Below are 23,045 nucleotides of genomic sequence, written 5' to 3'. Positions count from 1 at the left end.
TCAGATGAATCCGATCTTGTCATAGACCTCGCGCAGGGTCGCCTCGGCGATCACGCTGGCCTTCTCCGCCCCGCGATCGAGGATGGACTGCAGCTGGGCCCGGTCCTCGAGGAGCTCGAGCGTGCGCTCCCGCACCGGCGTGAGCTTCTCCACGGCCACCTCGGCGAGGTCGACCTTGAGGTGTCCGTACATCTTGCCCTCGTAGTCGGCGACGATGTCGTCGACCGGGCGGGAGGTCAGGGAGGAGTAGATGGTCAGCAGATTCGAGACGCCGGGCTTGTTCTCCGGGTCGAAGGCGATCTGCGTGCCGTCATCGGTCACCGCGGACTTGATCTTCTTCGTCAGCGACTTCGCATCGTCGAGGATGTCGATGCGGCCCTGCGGGCTCGGCTGGGACTTCGACATCTTCGCGCCCGGGTTCTGCAGATCAAAGATCTTCGCGGTCGCCTTGAGGATCTGCGCCTCGGGGACGGTGAACGTCTCACCGAACCGGTAGTTGAAGCGTTCGGCGAGGTTGCGGGTCAGCTCGAGGTGCTGCCGCTGGTCTTCGCCGACGGGCACGAGCTGCGGGTTGTAGAGGAGGATGTCGGCGGCCATGAGCGCCGGATAGGTGAGCAGACCCAAGGACACGTGCTGCTGCTTCGTCGATTTGTCCTTGAACTGGGTCATCCTCGTCGCCTCGCCCATCGAGGTGGTGCATTCGAGCACCCAGGACAGCTGCGGGTGGGCCGGCACCTGGGATTGGACGAAGATCGTCGACTTCTCCGGATCGATGCCGGCAGCGATGAACTGGGCGGCGGTGCGCAGCGTCCGCTCCCGCAGATCGGCCGGATCCTGCTCGACGGTGATCGCGTGCATATTCGCGATGAAGTAGAAGGCGTCGTGCGACTCCTGGTGTGTCACGAACTGCTGCAGGGCTCCGATGTAGTTGCCGAGATGGAGAGAATCGGACGTGGCTTGGATACCGGAAACCGTGCGCGGCTGTGAAGAGTTCGTCATAATCCCATGATGCCACCTTCGCCCGCAGCGGCCGGAATCGTGGTGGCCGTCCCTCGGCGTGCGTGCCGCAACGGGACCTGCCATGGCACATGACCCGCCCACACGATGGGTCCACACGGTGCGGCACCGCCGATTCGCAACGTGACCGATGGCACTCAACGGCGCAGACCAACGGTATAGTGACTGTGCAGATCACATGATTTCTCAAGGTGCCTCACATCTCTCGGTCAATAACCGGACGGTGGCGGCAGGAGAACGATCATGCAGACAACTCAATGATGCGCAGACATCTCTCAAGGAGGAGGACCATGTCGGTCGAATACGTCAAGACCGGGGACGACCTTCCGCCGGTCGCCGTGGTCGAAAAGCCACGCTGGACGCCGGCGAAGATCATACTCTGGGTGGCCATCGCCCTCATCGCCGGCGCTGGCTGGTCGATGATCGCGTTCGTACGAGGTGAGGAGCTGTCGGCCAGCTGGTTCGTCGCCGCCGCCGTCGGCAGCTACCTCATCGGCTTCCGCTTCTACGCGAAGCTCATCGAGTGGAAGATCTGCCGTCCCGACCCGAAGCGAGCCACCCCGGCGGAGCTCAACGACAACGGCCGCGACTTCGCGCCGACCGATCGCCGGGTCCTGTTCGGCCACCACTTCGCTGCGATTTCCGGTGCCGGCCCGCTGGTGGGACCGATCCTCGCCGCACAGATGGGCTACCTGCCCGGCACCCTGTGGATCGTCTTCGGCGTCATCCTCGCCGGCGGCGTCCAGGACTACATGGTGCTGTTCTTCTCCATGCGCCGCAACGGCCGCTCCCTGGGACAGATGACCCGTGACGAGCTCGGCCGCACCGGCGGGATCATCGCCTCCATCGGCATCATCCTCATCATGGTCATCCTCATCGCCGTCCTCGGCGTCGTCATCATCAACGCCCTGGCCGAAAGCCCGTGGGGCGTGTTCTCCATCGCCATGACCATCCCGATCGCCGTGTTCATGGGCATCTACATGCGCTACCTGCGTCCCGGCAAGGTCATCGAGACCTCGGTCATCGGCATCGTCCTGCTCGTCATCGCGATCATCGCCGGCGGCTGGGTCCACAACTCGCCGTTCTGGTCCGAGGTCTTCCACCTCGACAAGGTGACACTTGCCTGGTGCCTGATGATCTACGGCTTCCTCGCCGCAGTTCTGCCGGTGTGGGTGCTGCTGGCCCCGCGCGACTACCTGTCGACGTTCATGAAGATCGGCACGATCGTGCTGCTGGCCGTGGGCATCCTCATCGTCAACCCGACCGTGCAGATGCCGGCTCTCACCGAGTTCGCCTTCAACACCGCCGGACCCGCATTCGCCGGTGCGCTGTTCCCGTTCCTCTTCATCACGATCGCCTGCGGGGCGTTATCGGGCTTTCACGCCCTCATCTCGTCGGGCACCACCCCGAAGCTCATGGAGAAGGAGACGCAGGCCCGTCTCATCGGCTACGGCGGAATGCTCATGGAATCCTTCGTCGCGATCATGGCTCTTGTCGCCGCGATCTGCCTCGACAAGGGACTGTACTTCGCGATGAACGCCGCCGAACCGCTCACCGGCGGAACCGTGCAGGGAGCCTCGGACTTCATCAACAACTCCCTGGGCATGTCCGGAGTCGAGACGAGTCCCGAGGTGCTCGATCAGGCGGCCAAGGACGTCGGTGAGGAGAGCATCGTCTCCCGCACCGGCGGTGCCCCGACCCTGGCCATGGGCATGGCGCACATCCTCCACAACGTCTTCGGCGGACCCGCCTGGATGTCGTTCTGGTACCACTTCGCCGTGATGTTCGAGGCTCTGTTCATCCTGACCACGATCGATGCCGGAACCCGTGTGGCCCGGTTCATGCTCTCCGATGCACTCGGCAACTTCTCCAAGCGCTTCCGGGACCCCTCGTGGACGCCGGGAGCCTGGCTGACGACCGCGATCATGGTCGCCGCGTGGGGATCGATCCTGCTCATGGGTGTCACCGACCCCCTCGGCGGCATCAACACTCTGTTCCCGCTGTTCGGCATCTCGAACCAGCTGCTGGCGGCGATCGCTCTGGCCGTCATCTTCGCCATCGTGTGCAAGATGGGCTTGGCCAAATGGGCGTGGATCCCCGGAATCCCACTCGTCTGGGACCTGCTGGTGACCATGGTCGCCTCGTGGCAGAAGATCTTCTCCTCCGACCCGAAGCTCGGATACTGGGCTCAGCACTTCGCCTACAAGGACGCGCTGGCAGCCGGAGAGACCTCGTTGGGCAACACCGAGGGCGTCGCGGCGATGAGCGCCGTCGTGCGCAACACCTTCGTCCAGGGCACCCTGTCGATCGTCTTCGCGCTCCTTGTCGCGATGGTCGTCGTCATGGCAGTCTGGAAGTCCATCGAAGCCGTGAAGAAGGGGTCGCTGCCGACATCGGAAGAGCCCTACACCGAAACGAAGATGTTCGCCCCGGCCGGTCTCATCGCCCGCAAGCACGAACGTGAGCTGCAGGCTCAGTGGGACGAGCACAACGCAGGAAGGCAGAAGGAATGAGCACCGCGCATCCGCTCAGCCGCATCGCCAGCGATCCCTGGGGGTCCCTGCGCCGAGGCGTCGCCGGGCTGCACTGGTACCTCAAGGAGATCATGGGCGAGAACGCCTACCTCCACTACATCGAATCCTACGAGCGCCGTCACGGCACCCGCGAAGGAGCGATGGAGGAGAAGGCGTTCTGGCGCGATCTCACCGATGAGCAGGACCGCAACCCCAAGGCGCGATGCTGCTGAGACGCTGAAACCTCAGCGACTCTGAAGCGCCGCCGCTGAGCGGCGGCCAGCCGACGAAGAGCCCGGGTGCCCAGGACATATGTCCTGGGCACCCGGGCTCTTCGTCTGTTGCGGGGCCTGCCTGTTACGGACCTGCACGGTCCTGCCTGTCACGGAACCGGCTCGGCACCTCCGTCGGTGCTCAGATCTCGGTGAGCCGCCTCGGTGAGTATCTGCCTGCAGTCAGGCCTTCGCGGCCGGCAGATCGTAGTCGATGACGAGAGGGGCGTGGTCGGACCATCGTTCGGCCCAGCTGTCCGCCTTGTCCACGGTCGCCTGGACCGCTGCCTCGGCGAGTGCGGGAGTCGCCATCTGATAGTCGATGCGCCAGCCGGTGTCGTTGTCGAAGGCCTTTCCGCGCATCGACCACCAGGTGTAAGGGCCGTCGATGTCCCCGCTGAGCTTGCGGTGCACGTCGACATAGCCCACCTCACCGAAGAAGCCGTCGAAGTAGGCGCGCTCCTCAGGCAGGAAGCCCGCCTTCTTCCGGTTGGCCTTCCAATTCTTCAGGTCCCGTTCGGTGTGGCAGACATTGAGGTCACCGGTGACGAGCACATGGTCCGAGGCTTTCGCCAGCGCCGGCATCCGCTCGGTCATGCGGTCGAGGAAACGGTATTTGTCCTCCTGCTTCGGGGTGTCGACCTCCCCGGAATGGACATAGGCGGAGACCAGGGTGAGCAGCGAACCGTCGCCCAGTCGGTAGTCGGTCTCCACCCACCGTCCGGCACGGTCGAAGTAGCCGTCGTCGCCGAGTCCTTCGCGAACAGCTTCGGGCTGCGTACGGGCCATCACGGCCACTCCCGCACGGCCTTTGGCTTCGGCATCATGGCTGATCGTGGTGTATCCGGTGTCGGCCAGGACACCGTGGGCGATATCGTTTGCGGCCCGCACTTCCTGCAGGGTGATGAAGTCGGGTTTCGCTGTATCGACCCAGGTGGGCATCCCCTTTCGCCATGCTGCGCGGACTCCGTTGACGTTGACTGAAGCAATCCGAATCATGTGATCTATGATGACATGGAGCGCACTACTCTTCCGGGACAGGGCGTTATAGAGTGAGGGAAAGAACGAATACTTCAGGAGGCGCAATGGCCGTTGACGAAACCATCGAGACCGAGCAGCTGAGCATCAGTCCGCTCGACGAAGTCGACGCCCGTGAGATGCGAGAATTCCTCCTCGGCGCTCAGAAGAACTTCTGGGGAGACCGCGACCTCAGCGGTGACCATGACGCGTACTGGTTCCGCCAGTTCGTCACATCCGGCTTGGTGGCCCGCTACCGTTCGGAGATCGTCGGCTATCTGCTCGGCGTCATTCCGCACGACGGCCCGGCCTACATCCACCTGGTCGCTGCGCGCACCGACTTCCGCCATCAGGGCATCGGTCGTCACCTCTACCAGCACTTCATCGATCATGCCCGCAATCTCGGAGTGTCGTCGATCCAGGCGACGACGATGCCCGAGTCCTCGGGTGCGATCTCATTCCACTCGTCATTGGGCTTCAGCGGTGAGCTCATCGAAGACTATGCCGGTGCCGGCAACCCGCGGGTCTTCTTCGAACTCAAGCTCGGCGAGGACTGACCTCCTCCCCCCACACCCGCAAAAACTACCTGACGGCGCCCCAGCAACCTCTCGAGAGGTTGCTGGGGCGCCGTCAGGTAGTAATAGGGGGAATTTCAGTTGGGGGTTGCCGCGGCGCGCTGGGCGGTGTCGACGACGTTCTTGAGCAGCAGGGCCCTCGTCATCGGCCCCACACCTCCCGGATTCGGCGACACCCAAGACGCCACGTCGGCGACTCCCGGATCCACATCCCCGACGATCTTCGACTTCCCCGTCTCCGGGTCTTCCTCCCGTGAGACCCCGACGTCGAGGACGATCGCCCCGCGCTTGACCGCCTCGGCCTTGACGATGCGCGCGGCACCTGCGGCCGCGACGATGACATCGGCCTGAGCCAGCAGCTCGTCGAGGTTGCGTGTGCCGGTGTGCGTCAGCGTCACCGTCGCATTGTGCTCACGCCTGGTCAGCAGGGACCCGATCGAACGGCCGACGGTCACCCCACGGCCGATGACGACGACGTGTTTGCCGGCCAACTCGATGCCGTTGCGGCTGATCAGCTCGATGACACCGCGCGGAGTGCACGGCAGCGGGGTCGTGATCTCCGAGTTGACGTTGAGCATGAGCCGGCCGAGGTTCGTCGGATGCAGTCCGTCGGCATCCTTGGCCGGGTCGATCGCCTCGAGGATCGTATCGGTGTCGATATGTGCAGGAAGCGGCAGCTGGACGATGTAGCCGGTGCAGTCATCATCGTGGTTGAGCTCATCGATGACGGCCAGCAGCTCCTCCTGGCTCACGGTCTCGGGCAGGTCGCGACGGATCGAGTGGATTCCGACCTCGGCGCAGTCCCGGTGCTTACCGGCGACGTACCACTTCGAACCGGGGTCCTCCCCGACCAGTACGGTGCCGAGTCCGGGGACGATGCCGGACTTCGCCAGTTCTGCCACGGCTTCGGTGAGTTCGTCCTTGATCTGCTTCGCGCAGGCCCTGCCGTCGAGGATCTGAGCGCCCATCAGTACTGTTCCAGTCCTTCATAGAGGGGGAACTCATCGCTGAGCTTCTTCACGCGGGCGGCCAGCGTCTCGACGTCGGCTCCGGGCTTGAGCGCCTCGGCGATGACATCGGCGACCTCGGTGAATTCCTTGTCTCCGAATCCACGGGTAGCCAGGGCCGGGGTGCCGATGCGCAGACCCGAGGTCACCATCGGTGGGCGGGGGTCGAACGGCACGGCGTTGCGGTTGACGGTGATGCCGACCTCGTGGAGGACGTCTTCGGCCTGCTGCCCGTCGAGGGCGGAGTTGCGCAGGTCGACGAGCACCAGGTGCACATCGGTGCCGCCGGTGAGCACTGTCGCTCCGGCCTTCGCGACGTCATCGGCGAGCAGACGCTCGGCGAGGATCTGTGCTCCACGCACTGTGCGTTCCTGACGCTCCTTGAACTCGGCCGAGGCGGCGAGTTTGAAGGCCACTGCCTTTGCGGCGATGACGTGCATGAGCGGTCCGCCCTGCTGGCCGGGGAACACGGCGGAATTGAGCTTCTTGCCGAACTCCTCCTTGCCGAGGATGAAACCGGAACGGGGACCGCCGATCGTCTTGTGCACGGTCGAGGACACCACATCGGCGAACGGCACAGGGTTCGGATGCAGATCAGCGGCGACGAGTCCGGCGAAGTGCGCCATGTCGACCCACAGCTTCGCGTCGACTTCATCGGCGATCTCGCGGAAGGCCTGGAAGTCGAGCTGACGCGGGTAGGCGGACCAACCGGCGACGATGACCTGCGGCCGGTGCTCGAGGGCCTTCTCCCGCACCTTGTCCATATCGATGCGGTAGGTGTCGGGGTCGACCTCGTAGGAGGCGACATCGTAGAGCCGACCGGAGAAGTTGATCTTCATGCCGTGGGTGAGGTGACCGCCGTGGGCCAGAGACAGTCCGAGCATCTTGTCGCCCTGACGGGCCAGAGCGTGCATCACCGCAGCATTGGCCGAGGCTCCCGAGTGGGGCTGGACGTTGGCGTATTCCGCGCCGAAGAGGCTCTTGGCCCGATCGATGGCGAGGTTCTCGGCGACATCGACGAATTCGCAGCCGCCGTAGTAGCGCTTTCCGGGATACCCCTCAGCGTACTTGTTCGTCAGCACCGAACCCTGTGCTTCGAGCACAGCGCGGGGGACGAAATTCTCCGAGGCGATCATCTCGAGAGTCGAACGCTGGCGTCCCAGCTCGAGGTCGAGAACCTCAGCGATCTGCGGATCGATGTCTGCAAGCGAGGCCTGCATCGAGTTTTCGGTCATGAGTACTCTCCTGTGGCATCCGATATGAGGGGCAGAACAGGGCGAGGAGCCGCCGCAGTCCCCGCAGACCATGCTAACAGCGAGCCCCACGCCGCCACTTGCCGCGACCGACATCCGAACACCGGCCTCCGACAGTCGCGAACACCGAAACCTCACGGTCGCGAACGCCGAAGCCTGACGGTCCCTTTCGAGTGCCCCTGACGGTCCCGAACGCCGGCCCCGGACGGTCCCGAATCATCGCCGCGCACGCCCGCGCATTCACGCTCTGCCGACGCCGATTCCCTGCGCAGCCGTCCTGCAGTTTAGGATCGAGACCATGAACCGCGAATGGATCCTGAGAGTCACCTGCCCAGATGCGACCGGCGTCGTCCACGCCGTGACTGGAGTGCTCGCAGGGCGCGGGGGAAACATCACCGAATCGCAGCAGTTCTCCTCCCCCGATTCCCGGCAGTTCTTCCTGCGCCTGCAGTTCTCCACCTCCGCCGAGGTCACCGCCGGTGACCTCGAATCCGACCTCGCCGAGGTGGCCGACCGGTTCGCGATGACCGTGACCCTGCAGCCGGCGGAGAAGAGAACCAGAACCCTCATCCTCGTCTCGAAGGCCGCGCACTGCCTCAACACTCTGCTGTTCCAGCATTCGTCGGGACAGCTGCCGATCGACATCGCAGGAGTCGTCGGCAACCATGATGATCTGCGCTCCCTGGCGGAGTTCCATGGCCACACCTTCCATCATGTTCCGATCACCAAGGACACGAAGCCCGAAGCCGAGGCACGGCTGACCGCCCTCGTCGATGAGCTCGACGTCGAACTCATCGTGCTGGCTCGGTACATGCAGATCCTCTCCCCCGATCTCTGCGACCGCCTCGAAGGCCGCGTCATCAACATCCACCACTCGTTCCTGCCCAGTTTCAAGGGTGCGAAGCCCTATCACCAGGCGCATGCGCGCGGAGTGAAGATCATCGGTGCCACCGCCCACTACGTCACCAGCGATCTCGACGAGGGCCCGATCATCGAACAGGACGTCGCCCGCGTCGACCACTCTCGTGCGATCGCCGACTTCGTCCAGCGCGGGCAGGACGTCGAAGCCTCGGTGCTCGCTCGCGCGGTCGCCTGGCACGCCCAGGGACGGGTCCTCATGGACGGACACCGCACTGTCGTCTTCAACTGAAGACCCACCTCGGTGACGGTCTCATCGGTCCGTCGACGCCCCGCCTCGGCGGGATCCGGTCGGCCCCGGCGCGGGTCTGCGGTCATCTGCGTTCGCTGATGATGCGGTTCTGACACAACTGCCCTCGTTCCTCCCAACGGGTCGGACTGCTGAGTTAGTCTCGGAGCATGAGAGAGACCCCGCTCACACCTGAACCCGATCTCCGCCGCCTGCCCATCCCCCGCGGGTCGATCAATCTGGCCAGACAGGCCGTGCTGCGTCTGGCGAATTTCGGCCTCACCGCCGCATACGGCGCCTACCGGGCGCATCCGGCGATCTGGCGTTTCACCGCACGGCACTACAGCCCGGGCCTCGAACCCTTCGCGAAGCTCAACGCGTGGATGATCTGCCAGCAGGCCTCCCTCGACGTCCCCGCGTACCAGGACTACCTCGCACGGACCGGATTCGAATTCCGGTGGTGGGACCTCGAGGCCTACACACCGACGTCGAAGGACGATTTCGTCCGGCGCTACAGCGAAGAGCACCGGTGCTGGGGCGGACAGATCGAGCGGATCGGCACCGTCGTCGACGAATCCTCGGGATCGTCTGGCACCCCGTTCAACTGGATGCGGTCGAAGAAGGAACTCGACACCGTCCACCGCAACGTCGCCGGCTATGTGACGATGCTCTTCGACGACAGGGATCTGTTCTGCATCAACGCCTTCTCGATGGGGGCGTGGGCGACGGGGACGAACACCGGGCTGGCGATGGCCAAGGTCGCGATGGTGAAGAACACGGGCCCGGATCTCGAGAAGATCCTTGACACGATGCGTCACTTCGGTCCCGGGCACACCTACCTCATCAGCGCCTATCCGCCGTTCCTCAAACATCTCGTCGACCGCATGGACACCGAGCCCGAGGTCTGGGCCGACTACCGGATCAACGGCTTCGTCGGCGGGGAGGCGATGACCGAAGGGCTGCGCGACTACCTCGAAGCGCGGTTCGGCAAGGTGTACTCCGGCTACGGCGCCAGCGACCTGACGATCGGCATGGCAGGGGAATCCGACCTCTCCGTCGTCATTCGCCGAGCCCTGGCCCACGACCTCGACTTCCGGGCCGATGTGCTCGGCCCCGACGAGTCCCGGGTGCCGATGGTCTTCCAATACAACCCCTTGGAGACCTACCTTGAGACCACGTCGGAAGGGGAGCTGGTCGTCACGATCAATTCGGCCTCCGTGATGAGTCCCCGGCTGCGCTACAACATCGGCGACGAAGCCACCCTCATCGACTTCCCCACCATGGTCGAGCTCACCCGCGCCCACCCCGACCTCGCCCGAGCCTGCTCGGCGGCGTTCGCCGGGAACGGGATGAAGCTGCCGTTCGTGCTGCTGTTCGGGCGGTCGGATTCGACGATCTCGTACATGGGCGCCAACATCTACCCCCTCGACATCGAGAACGGGCTCTACCGCGACAACCCGCAGGCGCATCTCATCGAGTCCTTCCGCATCGAACTGCGCGAAGTCTCCGGTCACGAACAGCGTCCCGCACTGCACATCCAGCTGCGTGACCGGGCCCCGGATATGGGCGTCACCGCGCGGGCGGAGCTGGCGGCCACCATCCAGAAAGGCGTGCTGGAGCATCTGGCCTCGGTCTCCCGCGACTTCGCACAGAGCATGGAGGAGGACCCCACCACCGCCGAGATCCAGATCGAGATCCACGACTTCTCCACCGGTCCCTTCGCAGCGACGCATACGAAGATCAAGAACGTCTACGTCGAGAAGACTCAGGAGGACGACGATGCGATCGAATGATTTCTCACTGGCTCCGCCGCAGGGGCGCGCGGAGGTGTTCTTCCTCGGTGCGAACCGGTATCGCAATCCATTGGCCATGATCGGACAGCTGCGGCGGTGGCCGCGCGTGGCTGCCGGGCTCAAACGCTCCACCGGATATCTGTGGCACCGCAGCTATTATGAGTTCCCCGACCGGATCGGCCTCATCGTCGCCTTCGCCACCCGCGACGATCTCATGCGGTATGCGCGCACCCCCGAACACCGCGAGATCATGACATGGCTCGTCGGCTCCGGCGAGGACTCACCGGCCCGAGGAGGGTTCATCCGCATCCTCACTGCCGAAGAATGGGGATACACGAACGGTGAGTACCGGGCCGAGGACGGCAGGTTGGGAATGATCGACGCTTTCACGAAGCTCAGCACGGAATGAGGCCTCGTCGCGTCGGCAGCCGCGCCGAACTCACAGAGTTCATCGAGCTGGCACCCCGGCTGGCACGTCGGCGCGGGGAGGACGAGCACTACGTCCCGCTCTTCGCCTCGGACATCCGGCAGTGGTTCACCGGGCGCGGCTGGTTCGACCAACCAGTGGAGCTGTGGCTGTTCGACGATGCCGCCGGGCGCACCGCAGCCCGCGTCATGTGCCACCGCTCCCCTGCCCTTGCGAAGCGACTCGGTGACACCCGCGATGGTCCGCCGCCGCTGTTCTTCGGTGCGCTCGAAGCCTCTGACGCCACTGCGCTCGAGACCGTGATCGACTTCCTCATCGAGCGTGCCGAGCGGCTGGAGGCACCACGGATATTCGGACCGGTCTCACCCCTGCCCAATGTCACGGGCGGGCTGCTCACTGACGCCGACCCGTCGCCCGGTTTCTTCGACACCGCCTGGAATCCGGGGTTCCACTGGCCGGCATTCGCCGCTGCCGGCTTCGCCCCGTGGGGTCCTGCGCATACCTGGGAAGTGCCGGTCGGCACTATCCCCGCAGCGCGGGCAACGGCGGTCACCGACGCAGAGTGGCACCGGCATGGTCTGCGTCGACGACGCGTCTCCCGGTTCGGCCTGCGCGGATTCGCTGATCGGCTGCTGCCGACGCTCAATGCCGCGTTCGCCGACCTGCCCTACTACACACAGATCAGCGCTGAACAGCTGCGCGCCCAGATGCAGGGGCTCTCAGCCCTGATGGATCCCGACCTCATCATCGACATCGTGGGAGCCGACGATCCCGACGATGCGCCGCCTCGGTGCTTCGTCCTCGTCATCCCGGACCCCGCTCCGGTGCTGCGCCGCCACGGCGGGCGACTCGGACCGGCGGCGATCACCGAACTGCTGCTGACACGCCCCAGGCTCCGCGACGCCGTGCTCATCATCCAGGGCACCGACCCGGTCCACCAGGGCTCGGGCCTGCTGAGTCTGGCCATCCGCGCACTGAACTCAGCGCTCATCGCCGGCAGCTATCGTCGGCTGCGCGTGACCTTCATCGCTGAGGACAATCCCGCCTCGGCGGCCGTGTTCGAACGCTCCGGCGGAAGGCGACTGCACAGGCTGATCTTCGTCGACCGAGGAATGCCGATCGCGGCACAGCCCACGGAGGAGGCCCGATGAGCGTCGACCGTGCCCTCATCGAGTCCCTGATCGTGACCGCCGGATCCGCCCCGTCGGCACACAATGCGCAGCCCTGGCTGCCCGAGATCCTCAGCTGTGCTGCCACCGCCGCCGAGGTGCTCGTGGCCGTCGACCCTGCCCGCACCCTGCCGCACGGGGATCCGCGCAGCGAAGACCTCCACCTGAGCATGGGATGCTGGGTGGAGTCGCTGTCCATCGCCGCCGCCGAGGCGGGGGTGGCCGTCGAATCCCTCACCGTCCGCGGTCGTGGTCCGGCGTTGACGATCCGTCTGCGCCTGCGTCCGATCGACGCGGCGGCTGCTGGGTCCGGCTCGGAGACTGCGGAACCCGATTCGGAGGCGTCGGCGGCCCTTGGACGGAGCACGCCGGAACGCACGGGTGCTTGGCCCCGGTTCACCGTCGCCGACCTCCGTCACCGACAGGTCGACCGCGGTCGGCTGGATCCGGCGGACACGGAGTTCACCGAGGCGCTCACGTGCTGTCGCGAAGCACTGTCCGGGGCACCCGTGAGGCTGGTGGAGGTGCCCGATCAGCTGTGGCGAGGTTGGGCACGGCGAGCAGGTCTCCATTCCTACGGCGACTCGGCCGTCTTCGCTGAGACCCTGCACTGGCTGCGGTTCGACGAATCGGATCCGCGCTATCGCCGAGACGGCCTCAACGCCGAGTGCCTGCGGATACCACGGCTCGCAGCTCGCGCAGCAGCGCTTCTCGATCGGCCGAAGCTGCACCCGTGGATCACCGCCGCAACGGCCGCGGTCCTGGCACCGGCTGCGCTGCTGGGCCGATTGCGTGCCCCAGACGTGCCGGTCGGGGGCCGCAGCGGTGAGAGACCAGCAGGGCAGCAGTCGGCCGCACGTGAGGAAGCCTCCCCGCGACGCCGCCCTCACCATGTGCTCCTCGCTGTCGCCGGTGATCGAGGGCTCACACCCGCCGACGAAGTCACGCTCGGCAGGCTGCTCCTGCGGATCTGGCTGGTTCTCGACCGATTCGGTCTGCGCGTCGATGTGCATTCGGAGATCAAGGACAGCCCGGACACCCGCAGCAGGGCTCGAGCCTATCTGCGTGAGCGAACACCCCGTTCGGCAGAGGCCGGTGCAGAAGAGGCCGGTGCAGAAGACGGGACCGAGCCCGTCATCGATCGCCCGATCGCCGCGTTCACCGTCGGACGATCAGCGACCGCGGTGCCGCGCTCTGCGCGCCTGTCCCCCGATTCGGGTCCGCACACGCCCCTCCGCTGATCCCAGCGTTGGGGTTTGACGCTTCCCGGAGGTTGGTGCAGTGATTCCCTGCGATCGAATCCGACGATCACCCCGCCTCGGCGAGGGTCACCAAAGCATTGCGATTCGGCCGGATCGTATCGGTGCGCCGTACCGAGGGTGTAGTCTCGCGCCAAGCGGATCCCCAGCGAATTCACACCACGCACCACTTGTGTTGTAAGGTCGCTCCGGCCTATTAAAGGAGCTGAGCTCAAATGACGGAAACCACTTTCCGTACGATCGCAATCGTCCTCTACTTCGTCGGGATGCTGGCGATCGGGTGGTTCGCCTATCGCCGGACCAAGAACAACCTCGGTGACTACATGCTCGCCGGACGCGGGCTGCGCCCCAGTGTCGCGGCACTGAGCGCCGGCGCATCCGATATGTCCGGATGGCTGCTCATGGGACTGCCCGGGGCGATCTACGTCTCCGGTCTCATCGAAGCCTGGATCGCCATCGGTCTGACGATCGGTGCCTGGGTCAACTGGAAGCTCGTGGCCCCGCGCTTGCGCGCCTTCACCGAGAAGGCCGGCGATTCGATCACCATCCCCAGCTTCTTCGAACAGAGGCTGAAGGACCGCACCCGTCTGCTGCGGATCGTCTGCGGCGTCATCATCCTCGTGTTCTTCACCTTCTACGTCTCCTCGGGCATGGTCGCCGCCGGCAAGTTCTTCGAATCGAGCTTCGGTCTCAACTACCTCGGCGGGATGCTACTCGTCGCCGCGATAACCATGCTCTACACGCTCTTCGGCGGGTTCCTCGGCGCGACGCTGACGGACGTGGCTCAGGGCCTGCTCATGTTCGCGGCCCTCGTCGCCGTGCCGATCGTCGCAGTCATCAACGCGGGCGGGCCCGCGACGGTGATCCGCAACGTCTCGGAGATCGACCCGGGCCTGCTCAGCCTGCTGGGGTCGGATGGCTTCTGGACCTTCGCCACGATCACCTCCATCGTCTCCGCCCTCGCTTGGGGGTTGGGCTACTTCGGCCAGCCGCACATCATCGTGCGCTTCATGGCACTGCGCGCCCCCGCTGACGCCACCGTCGCACGCCGCATCGGAGTCGGCTGGATGGGCATCTCGGCGCTCGGTGCCGTGGCCACCGCCATCGTCGGCATCTCCTACTTCTCCCAGCACGCGGGAATGGAGCCGGCCGATCCCGAGACCGTGTTCCTCGATCTTGCGCAGATCCTCTTCCACCCCTTCATCGCCGGGCTCGTGCTGGCCGCAGTGTTGGCCGCGATCATGTCGACGATCTCCTCGCAGCTCGTCGTCACATCCTCGGCGCTCATCGAGGACCTGTTCAAGATCGTCGCTCTGCGCGCCGGGTCGACGCGCACGCTGCACGACAAGACCTATGTGCTCCTCGGCCGACTCGGCGTCCTCGTCGTCGCGATCATCGCCGTGGTGCTCGCGATCTCTCCGTCGAACAGCATCCTCGACCTGGTCGCCTTCGCGTGGGCGGGCTTCGGAGCCTCGTTCGGACCGATCGTGCTCCTCACCCTGTTCTGGAAGCGCCTGAGCAATTGGGGCGCCCTGTTCGGGCTGCTGTCCGGCGCGATCGTCGCCTTCGTATGGGGACAGGTGAGCACACCGCTGACCGACGCGATCTACGAGATCATCCCCGGCTTCGCCATCAACCTCATCGTCGCTGTCGTCGTCAGCAAGCTCACCTACAAGCACGATGAGGAATCCGACCGGGAGTTCGACGAGTCGGTGGAACTGTCGCGAGTGAAGTGAGCGCAGGCGCAGTGACCGCAATGCGCCGTTGTCCCTGCTGACGCCAGCAGTTGAACACGGTCTCGAAGGCCGGAGCACAATGATGCTCCGGCCTTCGCTGTGTCGGTCGGTGAATCGTCATCAGGTTTCGTCGTCCTCATCAGGTTTCGTCCGCGCAGACATCACTCTGCGTACTGATCATCGGGTTCGAAACCGATGAATAGTTCGCAATGCGATGATCGGCGCCGAGGCGGCCGGCTACGCCCGCGGACCAGCGTCGCATCGGCATGCCGTGAATACACTTCAGGCGGGCACCCATATCGGGTGCCCGCCTGAAATGTTCGACCGGGGCTCCGTCTGCACGGAGCCGCCGGACGGAAGAGGAGCTTACTTGTCCTCGGCAGCCTCGGCGTCAGCCTCGACAGCTGCTTCCTCGGAAGCCTCAGCCGGAGCTTCGTCGACGACCTCTTCAGTCTCGACGACCTCTGCCGGAGCCTCTTCCTCGGCAGGAGCAGCAGCGGCGGTCGCCTGTTCGGCTTCCTTCACTGTTGCCTGCTTCGGCGAGTAGGGCTCGAGGACCAGTTCGATGACGGCCATCGGGGCGTTGTCGCCGGGACGGGGACCGATCTTCGTGATGCGGGTGTAGCCACCGGGACGCTCGGCCATGGCCTCGGCGATCGAGGTGAAGAGCTCGTGCACGACCGACTTGTCGGTGATCTGGCCGAGCACGCGACGACGTGCGGCAAGGTCACCCTTCTTGGCGTTCGTGATCATCCGCTCGGCAACCGGACGCAGGCGCTTGGCCTTGGTCACGGTGGTGGTGATCTGCTTGTGCTCGAACAGCTGGGCGGCCATGTTGTTGAGCATCAGGCGCTCGTGTGTGGGCGATCCGCCGAGGCGGGGACCCTTGGTTGGGGTTGGCATTGTGAGTTACTCCTAGGTCTTAATCAGTACTGTTCGTCTTCGACGTAGGACTGGTCCTCATCAACGAGACCGGAATCGAATCCGGCAGGACTGTCCTTGAGGCTCAGGCCGAGCTCGTTGAGCTTCGCCTTGACCTCGTCGATCGACTTCGAACCAAAGTTGCGGATATCCATGAGGTCGGCTTCGCTGCGTGCAACGAGCTCACCGACGGTGTGGATGCCTTCGCGCTTGAGGCAGTTGTAGGAGCGCACGGTCAGGTCGAGGTCTTCGATGGCCAGCGCCAGGTCAGCAGCCAGTGCTGCGTCCACAGGCGAGGGTCCGATCTCGATGCCTTCGGCTTCGACGTTGAGCTCTCGAGCGAGGCCGAAGAGTTCGACCAGCGTCTTGCCCGCAGACGCGATTGCGTCGCGCGGGGTCATCGAGGGCTTGGTTTCGACGTCGAGGACCAGACGGTCGAAGTCAGTGCGCTGTTCGACACGCGTGGCTTCGACCTTGTAGGTGACCTTGAGAACCGGGGAGTAGATCGAATCGACCGGGATCCGGCCGATCTCTGCATCCGCGTTCTTGTTCTGAGCGCTCGAAACGTATCCGCGTCCGCGTTCGATGGTCAGTTCCATATCCAGACGACCCTCACCATTCAGCGTGGCGATGTGCAGGTCCGGATTGTGGATCTCGACCCCGGCAGGAGCAGAGACATCGGCAGCGGTCACAGTGCCAGGGCCCTGCTTGCGCAGGTAGGCGACGACCGGTTCGTCGAATTCCGACGACACGACCAGGGACTTCAAGTTGAGGATGAACTCAGTGACATCCTCCTTGACTCCCGGAACGGTGCTGAACTCGTGGAGAACTCCGTCGATCCGGATGGAGGTGACGGCGGCACCGGGAATCGACGACAGCAGGGTCCGACGAAGCGAGTTGCCGAGGGTGTAGCCGAATCCGGGCTCGAGCGGTTCGATGGCGAACCGTGAGCGGTTATCGGAGACGACTTCTTCCGTGAGCGTTGGGCGCTGTGCAATGAGCACGTGGGCTTCCTTTCAGCGAACATCCGCTATATGACGTTCGCACTGCACGTCATGGCATGAGCCATGAAGAACGGTTCGGGTTATCTGGGAATCCGTTCTGCGACCGATGGCGGGCTCTCACCCGTCATCCGTTGCAGTTCCACGGAAGGATCAGCCGCGGCGGCGCTTCGGGGGACGGCAGCCATTGAACGGAACCGGGGTGACATCCTGAATGGTGCCCAGTTCCAGGCCTGCAGCCTGCAGCGAACGGATCGCGGTCTCGCGGCCCGAGCCGGGTCCCTTGACGAACACGTCGACCTTCTTCAGGCCGTGTTCCTGCGCGCGACGAGCAGCCGATTCGGCAGCCATCTGTGCGGCGTACGGGGTCGACTTGCGCGAACCCTTGAAGCCGACCTCACCTGAGGAGGCCCAGGAGATGACAGCACCGCTCGGATCGGTGATCGAGACGATGGTGTTGTTGAAGGTTGATTTGATGTGAGCCTGGCCGGCAACGATATTCTTCTTCAGCTTGCGGCGAGGCTTGCGCACTGTAGCGGCGCGTGACTTGGGAGGCATAGATTCCTACTCCTGATCGAGGTGGTCGGCTAGAGCCGACCGGAGGTGAGCGAGTTACTTCTTCTTACCGGCCACGGTGCGCTTGGGGCCCTTGCGGGTACGCGCATTCGTCTTGGTCCGCTGTCCGCGAACCGGGAGACCGCGGCGGTGACGCAGGCCTTCATAGCTTCCGATTTCGACCTTGCGGCGGATATCGGCGGCCACCTCACGACGGAGGTCACCCTCAACCTGGAATGTGCCCTCGATGTAGTCACGCAGCTGGACGAGCTCCGCGTCGCTCAAGTCCTTCACACGGGTATCAGGGCTGATTCCCGTTTCGGTCAGGGTCTGGCGCGCACGGGTGCGGCCCACACCATAGATGTAAGTCAAGGCGACTTCCACGCGCTTTTCACGCGGGATGTCGACTCCGGCAAGTCGTGCCATAGGTACTGTCTCCTGTTGTTGTTTCGGAGGTGCTGATGCAAACCTGTCCCTGGTTCCCCAGGGTCTCCGGCCCCCGACCGGAGGTATCGTCCTGCGCCTCGTCCCTCGAGAAGCTCTCACTTCCGGGTCCGGGCGCAGATGGCGAGGTTTGCGCGGGTGTGGTGCTGCTGAAGCTCCTCAGCGGAGCTTCGATCTGCTCAGAACGAGCTGCTCAACCCTGGCGCTGCTTGTGGCGCGGGTTGGAGCAGATGACGATGACCCGGCCGTGACGGCGGGTAATCTGGCAGTTCTCGCAGATCTTCTTGACGCTGGGCTTAACCTTCATCGTTATTCCTTCTTTCGGTCCTTGCTCTGCTCGAGGGCAAGACGCGAATGATCGAAGATCCTTACTTGTAGCGGTAAACGATTCGTCCGCGCGAGAGATCGTATGGAGACAGCTCCACGATGACCCGGTCCTCGGGAAGAATGCGGATATAGTGCTGACGCATCTTTCCGGAGATGTGTGCCAGCACCTTGTGGCCATTGCTCAGCTCAACCCGAAACGATGCGTTCGGCAGAGCCTCGACAACAGTCCCTTCGATCTCAATGACCCCTTCTTTTTTGGCCATATCGCTCGCTAACCTCGTATTCCCGCGAAACCATCGCGTTCGACGTAATCGTGTATCACCGACTCAATGCCGATGACCCCTCGGTCCGTCGCTCTCATCGCCACAGAAAAGACGTGGATGGCAGAAGCCGTCCACATCTGAAAATGGGTGAGTTGAGTGAGAACAGACCAATCCACAACCCTACACTACGAGCGAAGATTCTTCCACATGGTGTTCGCTTCTGCGCGTGAAGTCCCTTACAATTCCGTTCGCGATCCAGGAATCCGCGCTTCGATCGGTCGCCTCGGTCGCATCTGTGTCGTGCTGCGCGGGCCGCAGGACCCTCTGAAGTCCGGCTGTTCCTGCTGGGAGGACGCCTTATGACCGTCCGCGTCGGGCCGCTCCCCGCATATCTGATGCTCCTGCTAGCGTGAGAAGCCCAGCCGAGGCGAGCACCTGCAGGTGCTCGCCTGTCCGGCACCACCGAATCGTCCAGCAGAGGAGAACGACGTTGACCGAGTTCGACGCCATCACGCAGGAATCCCTCATCACGAAGGGCGGACGCAAATGGTCGTCCTTCCCCGGTTCGATCGGCGCCTTCATCGCTGAGATGGACTTCGGCGTGGCCCCCGCGGTGCGCCAGGCCCTGCAGACGATCGACGAGCGCGACCTCTATGGCTACGCCCCTGCCGATCTCGTCTCCGACCTCAAGACGGCGACCTCCGAATTCTGCGCTGACCGCTACGGATGGCAGATCCCCGTCGACCACATCGAACCGGCCAGCGACGTCCTCGCCGCCTTTCTCGGGGTGCTCACCCATCTCACCCCCGCCGACACTCCGATCGTGCTGCCGACTCCGGCGTACATGCCGTTCTTCGACGTCGCACGGGTGACCGGCCGCCGGCTCATCGAGGTGCCGATGCTGCGGTCGGAGACCGGCTGGTCCCTCGACCTCGACGCCGTCGCCGCCGCCCTCACTCCCGGCGCGACCTTCGTCCTGTGCAATCCGCACAACCCCATCGGCAAGGTCTACACCGAAGACGAACTGCTGGCACTCGCCGAGGTGGTCGAGGCGGCAGGTGCGCGCGTGTTCTCCGATGAGATCCACGCCCCGGTCGTCTACGACCCCGCCCGGCACGTTCCCTACGCCACCCTCACCGAGGCGACCGCCGCCCACACCGCGACAGCGACCGCCGCATCGAAGGCCTTCAACATCCCCGGGCTCAAGTGCGCTCAGCTGCTGCTGACCTCCCCCGCAGACCGAAAAGTGTGGAAGCAGAAGGGCCAGTTCGTATCCGGCGCGGCATCGAACCCGGGGATTCTGGCGACCACCGCCGCATATTCCCAGTCCCGCGATTGGCTCGACGAGGTCAACGGCTACCTCAAAGGCAACCGCGACCAGTTCACCGATCTCGTCACCTCCCTGCTGCCCAATGCCGCTTACCTCCAACCGGAGGGCACCTACCTGGCATGGCTGGATCTGCGCGGATACGGCCTCGAGTCAGGGCTGGCCGACACGATCAATTCCCGCGCCGAGGTGGCCGTCACCGAGGGCCGGCTGTGCGGTGAGGTCGGGGCTGGGCACATCCGGTTCAACTTCGCCCTCCCCCGCCCGCTCCTCATCGAGGCGGTTGAGAGGATCGCTCGGATACTCTGAGGCTCTCAAGCTCTGCGGCCGGTGACTCCTCGGGACGGGGACCACTTCAGCGTGGGACCCTGGCACAGGTCACCGCTGCGGCAGCCATTCGATGAGGTCGTAGGACGAGCTCGATCCCGCGCATTCGAGGATCAGCTGATCGAACCTGAGGTAGTACTCGAGGTTGCACTGATTCATGAGCTCTCGAAACCGCACTGCCGGCTGTGTGCCCTCGACGAGGACTTCGGGCAGCAGTGGGTGGGCCATCACTTCCCGGGCGACGTCGAAGTACAGATCGAAGAAGCTGCTCAGGCTCAGTCCCACGCATCCGGTGCCCGGTGCCGATCCGTTCGCGCTCAGTGCATTCATCCGCTCGTCCAACGGCGGCAGCTGTGCCAGCGCGGTGCCAAGCTCGAAGGCCCGGAATGTCATCCTGCGCGCCGCCTCGACCGATGCTGGGGTCAGGGCGGCAGTCTCATACCAGCTGGGATCGGCGACCTCGGGCAGACGCGCATTCAGCTGCGCTGTATGGTCGGCGAAGCCCACGAGGATTCCCGGGCGCAGCTGCCCGTAGCCGAGACTCCGCGCGATGTACTGCAGGCGGTCCCGCAGTCCCCGTGAGGCCTCAGGCACCGAATAGACGATCGTATGGAGGCGACCTTCGTAGTCGGGGAAGACGTGATCGCCCGCGATGTCGGTGAAGCCTGCGAGGATGTGTTCGCTCAGCCGGTACATGGACACACGACCGACCCGCTCGCTGCGCAGGATCCCTCGGTGGACCATCCGCACGAGCTGGTTGTGCACGCTCGAGGGCGAATAGCCGTGTTCGCTCAAGATGCTGACGATGACCGGGCCGGGAAGCCCGCTGGCCTGCAGACAGCCGAACGCGGAGATCACGTCGAAGGAGACCCGTGTCATCCTATAGCGATCGCCCACATCTGTGCGACGTTTCGGGACATCGTAGACACTCGTCATGGCCAGATCCTACCGTGAAGGCACAAGGATCGGTGCCGACAGGACCGAGATCGCAACGATGCGTCTAGGAGCCACGACATGGATGACGAAAAGTTCACACTCGAACAGCGCGCCTACCAGATGTCCCGCACATCGGGTCTGCTGGCCGGCGCCATCACCGCCTTCATCGCGTTCTGCGCATTCCAATTGGCCGGGTTCACCATCGCCGAGACGGCGACGTGGATGTTCGCTCTCGCACTCATGGCGACGTCGGGAACCTTTGCCGCCGTCTACTTCGTCGGGAAGGCCGCATTGAAGAAGCAGACGCTGATGGCCTGACCTCTCCCCTCAGGCGCCTTTCGGTGGCACGGGAGTGATTCCGAAGGGCGCCAACCCGGTCGCTCCCCCATCCTCGGCGGTCAGCACCCAGACGCCGTCGTCGTGGCGGGCCACGCTGTGCTCCCAGTGGCTCGCGCGAGAGCCGTCCGCTGTCACGACGGTCCAGTCATCGGCGAGGGTGCGGGTGTCCGCACCGCCGGTGGTGAGCATCGGTTCGATCGCCAGGCACATCCCCGGTTTGATCTTCGGACCGTTCGAGCGTGCCCGGTAGTTGAGCACCTCGGGCGCCATGTGCATGGACGTGCCGATGCCGTGGCCGGTGAATTCTTCGACCAGGCCCAGCTGCGGGTAGTTCTCGGTGACGAAGTCATCGATGGCGTCGCCGATGTCACTGACCTTCGTGCCCGTGGCGAATGCTGCGATGCCTGCCCACATGGCCGCCTCGGTGCCGGTCGACAGTGTGCGATCCGCCTCGGTGCCGGCTTCGTCACCGCCGACGATCATCGTCAGCGCGGAATCTCCGTGGAAGCCCTCGACGATCGCCCCGCCGTCGATCGAGACGATATCGCCGGACTCGAGGACGCGGCTGCCGGGGATGCCGTGGACGATCTCCTCGTTCACGGAGATGCACACGACCGCGGGGAATCCTTGGTAGCCCTTGAAATTCGAGCGGGCGCCCGCGGAGTCGATGACGGCTTCGGCGGCGGCGTCCACCTCGGCGGTGGTGGCTCCGGGAACTGCCGCGGACCGGGCCGCTGAGAGCACTCGGCGTGTCAGCTGCCCGGCCCGGTGCATGAGCTGAAGCTCGGCGGGAGTCTTCAGCTCGATCCGAGGTCCGAAGATCATCGAATGGCTGAGAGGATGCGGTCGGTGATTTCGGTGACCTCGCCGAGACCATCGACCTGGCGCAGCAGTCCGCGGCTGCGGTAGATGTCGGTCAGCGGCTGGGTCTGCTCTTCGTAGACGTCGAGACGGTGGCGGATGACGTCTTCGCTGTCATCGCTGCGGCCTTCGGTCTGTGCACGAGCCAGCAGGCGGGCAACGACTTCGTCGGTGTCGGCTGTGAGCTCGACGACGTGCTCGATCGCCTTGTCCTCGGCAGCGAGCATCCGGTCGAGTTCGTCCACCTGGGCGCTGGTGCGCGGGTAGCCGTCGAGCAGGAAGCCGTCCGAGGCATCGGCCTGAGACAGTCGGTCGGAGACCATGGAGTTCGTGACTTCGTCGGGAACATATTCGCCGGCGTCCATATAGCGTTTGGCGAGCTTCCCGAGTTCGGTCTCACCCTTCACGTTCGCCCGGAAGATGTCTCCGGTGGAGATGGCCGGGACACCGAGTGCCTCGGACAGACGTGCGGCCTGGGTGCCTTTGCCGGCGCCGGGAGGGCCGATCAGGATGATGCGTGAACTCATAAGGTGTCCTTCCAATGGTAGTCCGCTGAGGA

Annotated in this window: 24 protein-coding genes; 11 read left to right on the top strand and 13 right to left on the bottom strand. The window is 64.6% G+C overall.

The genetic code is table 11. The features are described from left to right. Nucleotides 1–999, bottom strand: a complete 999-nt coding sequence (gene trpS / locus L1F31_RS06200; protein ID WP_265419779.1) for a tryptophan--tRNA ligase — start codon at nt 997–999, stop codon at nt 1–3. A 308-nt stretch (nt 1,000–1,307) separates the two neighbouring features. Between trpS and L1F31_RS06195 the strand changes: the two genes are divergently transcribed. Together L1F31_RS06195 and L1F31_RS06190 are read left to right on the top strand one after the other, a co-directional pair. Further along, nucleotides 1,308–3,530 (top strand): carbon starvation CstA family protein, encoded by a 2,223-nt coding sequence (locus tag L1F31_RS06195; protein WP_265419778.1) that lies wholly within the window; start codon nt 1,308–1,310, stop codon nt 3,528–3,530. Beyond that, on the top strand, nt 3,527–3,763 hold the full coding sequence (locus tag L1F31_RS06190; protein ID WP_265419776.1) for a YbdD/YjiX family protein: 237 nt from the start codon (nt 3,527–3,529) through the stop codon (nt 3,761–3,763). Before L1F31_RS06195 ends, L1F31_RS06190 begins: the two co-directional genes overlap by 4 nt. Before the next feature lie 222 nt (nt 3,764–3,985). On the opposite strand, the gene L1F31_RS06185 is transcribed toward L1F31_RS06190, so the two are convergent. Next, nucleotides 3,986–4,801 (bottom strand): exodeoxyribonuclease III, encoded by an 816-nt coding sequence (locus L1F31_RS06185; protein ID WP_265419775.1) that lies wholly within the window; start codon nt 4,799–4,801, stop codon nt 3,986–3,988. Between the two features lie 86 nt (nt 4,802–4,887). On the opposite strand from L1F31_RS06185, the gene L1F31_RS06180 reads away from it, so the two are divergent. Continuing rightward, entirely contained in the window at nt 4,888–5,376 is a 489-nt protein-coding gene (locus L1F31_RS06180) for a GNAT family N-acetyltransferase (protein ID WP_265419774.1), read from the top strand. 95 nt (nt 5,377–5,471) lie between these two features. Here the strand turns inward: L1F31_RS06180 and L1F31_RS06175 are convergent, their stop codons facing one another. Continuing rightward, a complete protein-coding gene (locus L1F31_RS06175; protein ID WP_265419772.1) occupies nt 5,472–6,362 on the bottom strand; it encodes a bifunctional methylenetetrahydrofolate dehydrogenase/methenyltetrahydrofolate cyclohydrolase in 891 nt (296 codons plus the stop codon). Beyond that, nucleotides 6,362–7,636, bottom strand: coding sequence for a serine hydroxymethyltransferase (gene glyA, locus L1F31_RS06170; RefSeq protein WP_265419771.1), 1,275 nt, complete (start codon nt 7,634–7,636; stop codon nt 6,362–6,364). The genes L1F31_RS06175 and glyA overlap by 1 nt, the downstream gene beginning before the upstream one ends. A 316-nt stretch (nt 7,637–7,952) precedes the next feature. Between glyA and purU the strand changes: the two genes are divergently transcribed. From purU to putP, 6 genes are all read left to right on the top strand, one after another. Continuing rightward, nucleotides 7,953–8,804: a formyltetrahydrofolate deformylase gene (purU, locus tag L1F31_RS06165; protein ID WP_265419770.1), complete on the top strand. Its 852-nt coding sequence runs from the start codon at nt 7,953–7,955 to the stop codon at nt 8,802–8,804. A 167-nt stretch (nt 8,805–8,971) separates the two neighbouring features. Beyond that, a complete protein-coding gene (locus L1F31_RS06160; protein WP_265419768.1) occupies nt 8,972–10,594 on the top strand; it encodes a phenylacetate--CoA ligase family protein in 1,623 nt (540 codons plus the stop codon). Next, nucleotides 10,581–11,003, top strand: a complete 423-nt coding sequence (locus L1F31_RS06155; protein WP_265419767.1) for a hypothetical protein — start codon at nt 10,581–10,583, stop codon at nt 11,001–11,003. Before L1F31_RS06160 ends, L1F31_RS06155 begins: the two co-directional genes overlap by 14 nt. Further along, complete coding sequence (locus L1F31_RS06150) at nt 11,000–12,172, top strand: hypothetical protein (protein ID WP_265419766.1); 1,173 nt, start codon at nt 11,000–11,002, stop codon at nt 12,170–12,172. Before L1F31_RS06155 ends, L1F31_RS06150 begins: the two co-directional genes overlap by 4 nt. Next, entirely contained in the window at nt 12,169–13,431 is a 1,263-nt protein-coding gene (locus L1F31_RS06145) for a hypothetical protein (RefSeq protein WP_265419765.1), read from the top strand. Before L1F31_RS06150 ends, L1F31_RS06145 begins: the two co-directional genes overlap by 4 nt. 233 nt (nt 13,432–13,664) lie before the next feature. Beyond that, nucleotides 13,665–15,185, top strand: a complete 1,521-nt coding sequence (putP, locus tag L1F31_RS06140; RefSeq protein ID WP_265419764.1) for a sodium/proline symporter PutP — start codon at nt 13,665–13,667, stop codon at nt 15,183–15,185. 366 nt (nt 15,186–15,551) lie between these two features. Here the strand turns inward: putP and rplQ are convergent, their stop codons facing one another. The 6 genes from rplQ to infA form a co-directional block, all read right to left on the bottom strand. Then, nucleotides 15,552–16,088, bottom strand: a complete 537-nt coding sequence (rplQ, locus tag L1F31_RS06135; protein WP_265419763.1) for a 50S ribosomal protein L17 — start codon at nt 16,086–16,088, stop codon at nt 15,552–15,554. A gap of 23 nt (nt 16,089–16,111) precedes the next feature. After that, nucleotides 16,112–17,110 carry a DNA-directed RNA polymerase subunit alpha gene (locus tag L1F31_RS06130; protein WP_212127438.1) on the bottom strand — a complete coding sequence of 333 codons (999 nt, stop codon included), beginning with the start codon at nt 17,108–17,110 and terminating at the stop codon, nt 16,112–16,114. 150 nt (nt 17,111–17,260) lie between these two features. Continuing rightward, entirely contained in the window at nt 17,261–17,665 is a 405-nt protein-coding gene (gene rpsK, locus L1F31_RS06125) for a 30S ribosomal protein S11 (RefSeq protein ID WP_135537105.1), read from the bottom strand. 54 nt (nt 17,666–17,719) lie between these two features. Next, nucleotides 17,720–18,088: a 30S ribosomal protein S13 gene (rpsM, locus tag L1F31_RS06120; protein WP_025777905.1), complete on the bottom strand. Its 369-nt coding sequence runs from the start codon at nt 18,086–18,088 to the stop codon at nt 17,720–17,722. 211 nt (nt 18,089–18,299) lie between these two features. Then, the gene (rpmJ, locus tag L1F31_RS06115) at nt 18,300–18,413 is read right to left on the bottom strand and encodes a 50S ribosomal protein L36 (RefSeq protein WP_009884960.1); all 114 of its coding nucleotides are present in this window, start codon (nt 18,411–18,413) and stop codon (nt 18,300–18,302) included. A 61-nt stretch (nt 18,414–18,474) separates the two neighbouring features. Continuing rightward, the gene (infA, locus tag L1F31_RS06110; RefSeq protein WP_009379245.1) at nt 18,475–18,696 is read right to left on the bottom strand and encodes a translation initiation factor IF-1; all 222 of its coding nucleotides are present in this window, start codon (nt 18,694–18,696) and stop codon (nt 18,475–18,477) included. A gap of 490 nt (nt 18,697–19,186) precedes the next feature. On the opposite strand from infA, the gene L1F31_RS06105 reads away from it, so the two are divergent. Beyond that, nucleotides 19,187–20,332, top strand: coding sequence for a MalY/PatB family protein (locus tag L1F31_RS06105; protein ID WP_265419762.1), 1,146 nt, complete (start codon nt 19,187–19,189; stop codon nt 20,330–20,332). Nucleotides 20,333–20,401: 69 nt separating this feature from the next. Here L1F31_RS06105 and L1F31_RS06100 read toward each other — a convergent pair whose 3' ends face one another. Next, nucleotides 20,402–21,286 carry a PaaX family transcriptional regulator gene (locus L1F31_RS06100; RefSeq protein WP_265419761.1) on the bottom strand — a complete coding sequence of 295 codons (885 nt, stop codon included), beginning with the start codon at nt 21,284–21,286 and terminating at the stop codon, nt 20,402–20,404. A gap of 78 nt (nt 21,287–21,364) precedes the next feature. Here L1F31_RS06100 and L1F31_RS06095 point away from each other — a divergent pair, with 78 nt between their 5' ends. Continuing rightward, complete coding sequence (locus tag L1F31_RS06095) at nt 21,365–21,604, top strand: hypothetical protein (RefSeq protein ID WP_265419760.1); 240 nt, start codon at nt 21,365–21,367, stop codon at nt 21,602–21,604. A gap of 9 nt (nt 21,605–21,613) precedes the next feature. Here L1F31_RS06095 and map read toward each other — a convergent pair whose 3' ends face one another. Together map and L1F31_RS06085 are read right to left on the bottom strand one after the other, a co-directional pair. Next, entirely contained in the window at nt 21,614–22,450 is an 837-nt protein-coding gene (gene map, locus L1F31_RS06090) for a type I methionyl aminopeptidase (RefSeq protein WP_265419759.1), read from the bottom strand. Next, complete coding sequence (locus L1F31_RS06085; protein WP_265419758.1) at nt 22,447–23,013, bottom strand: adenylate kinase; 567 nt, start codon at nt 23,011–23,013, stop codon at nt 22,447–22,449. The genes map and L1F31_RS06085 overlap by 4 nt, the downstream gene beginning before the upstream one ends. Nucleotides 23,014–23,045 lie beyond the last annotated feature (32 nt).

The organism is Brevibacterium spongiae (assembly GCF_026168515.1).
In the GTDB taxonomy this organism is placed as follows: Bacteria; Actinomycetota; Actinomycetes; order Actinomycetales; family Brevibacteriaceae; genus Brevibacterium; species Brevibacterium spongiae.
The sequence above is the reverse complement of the archived record's forward strand: the minus strand, read 5'-3'. Positions and strand labels throughout refer to the sequence as shown.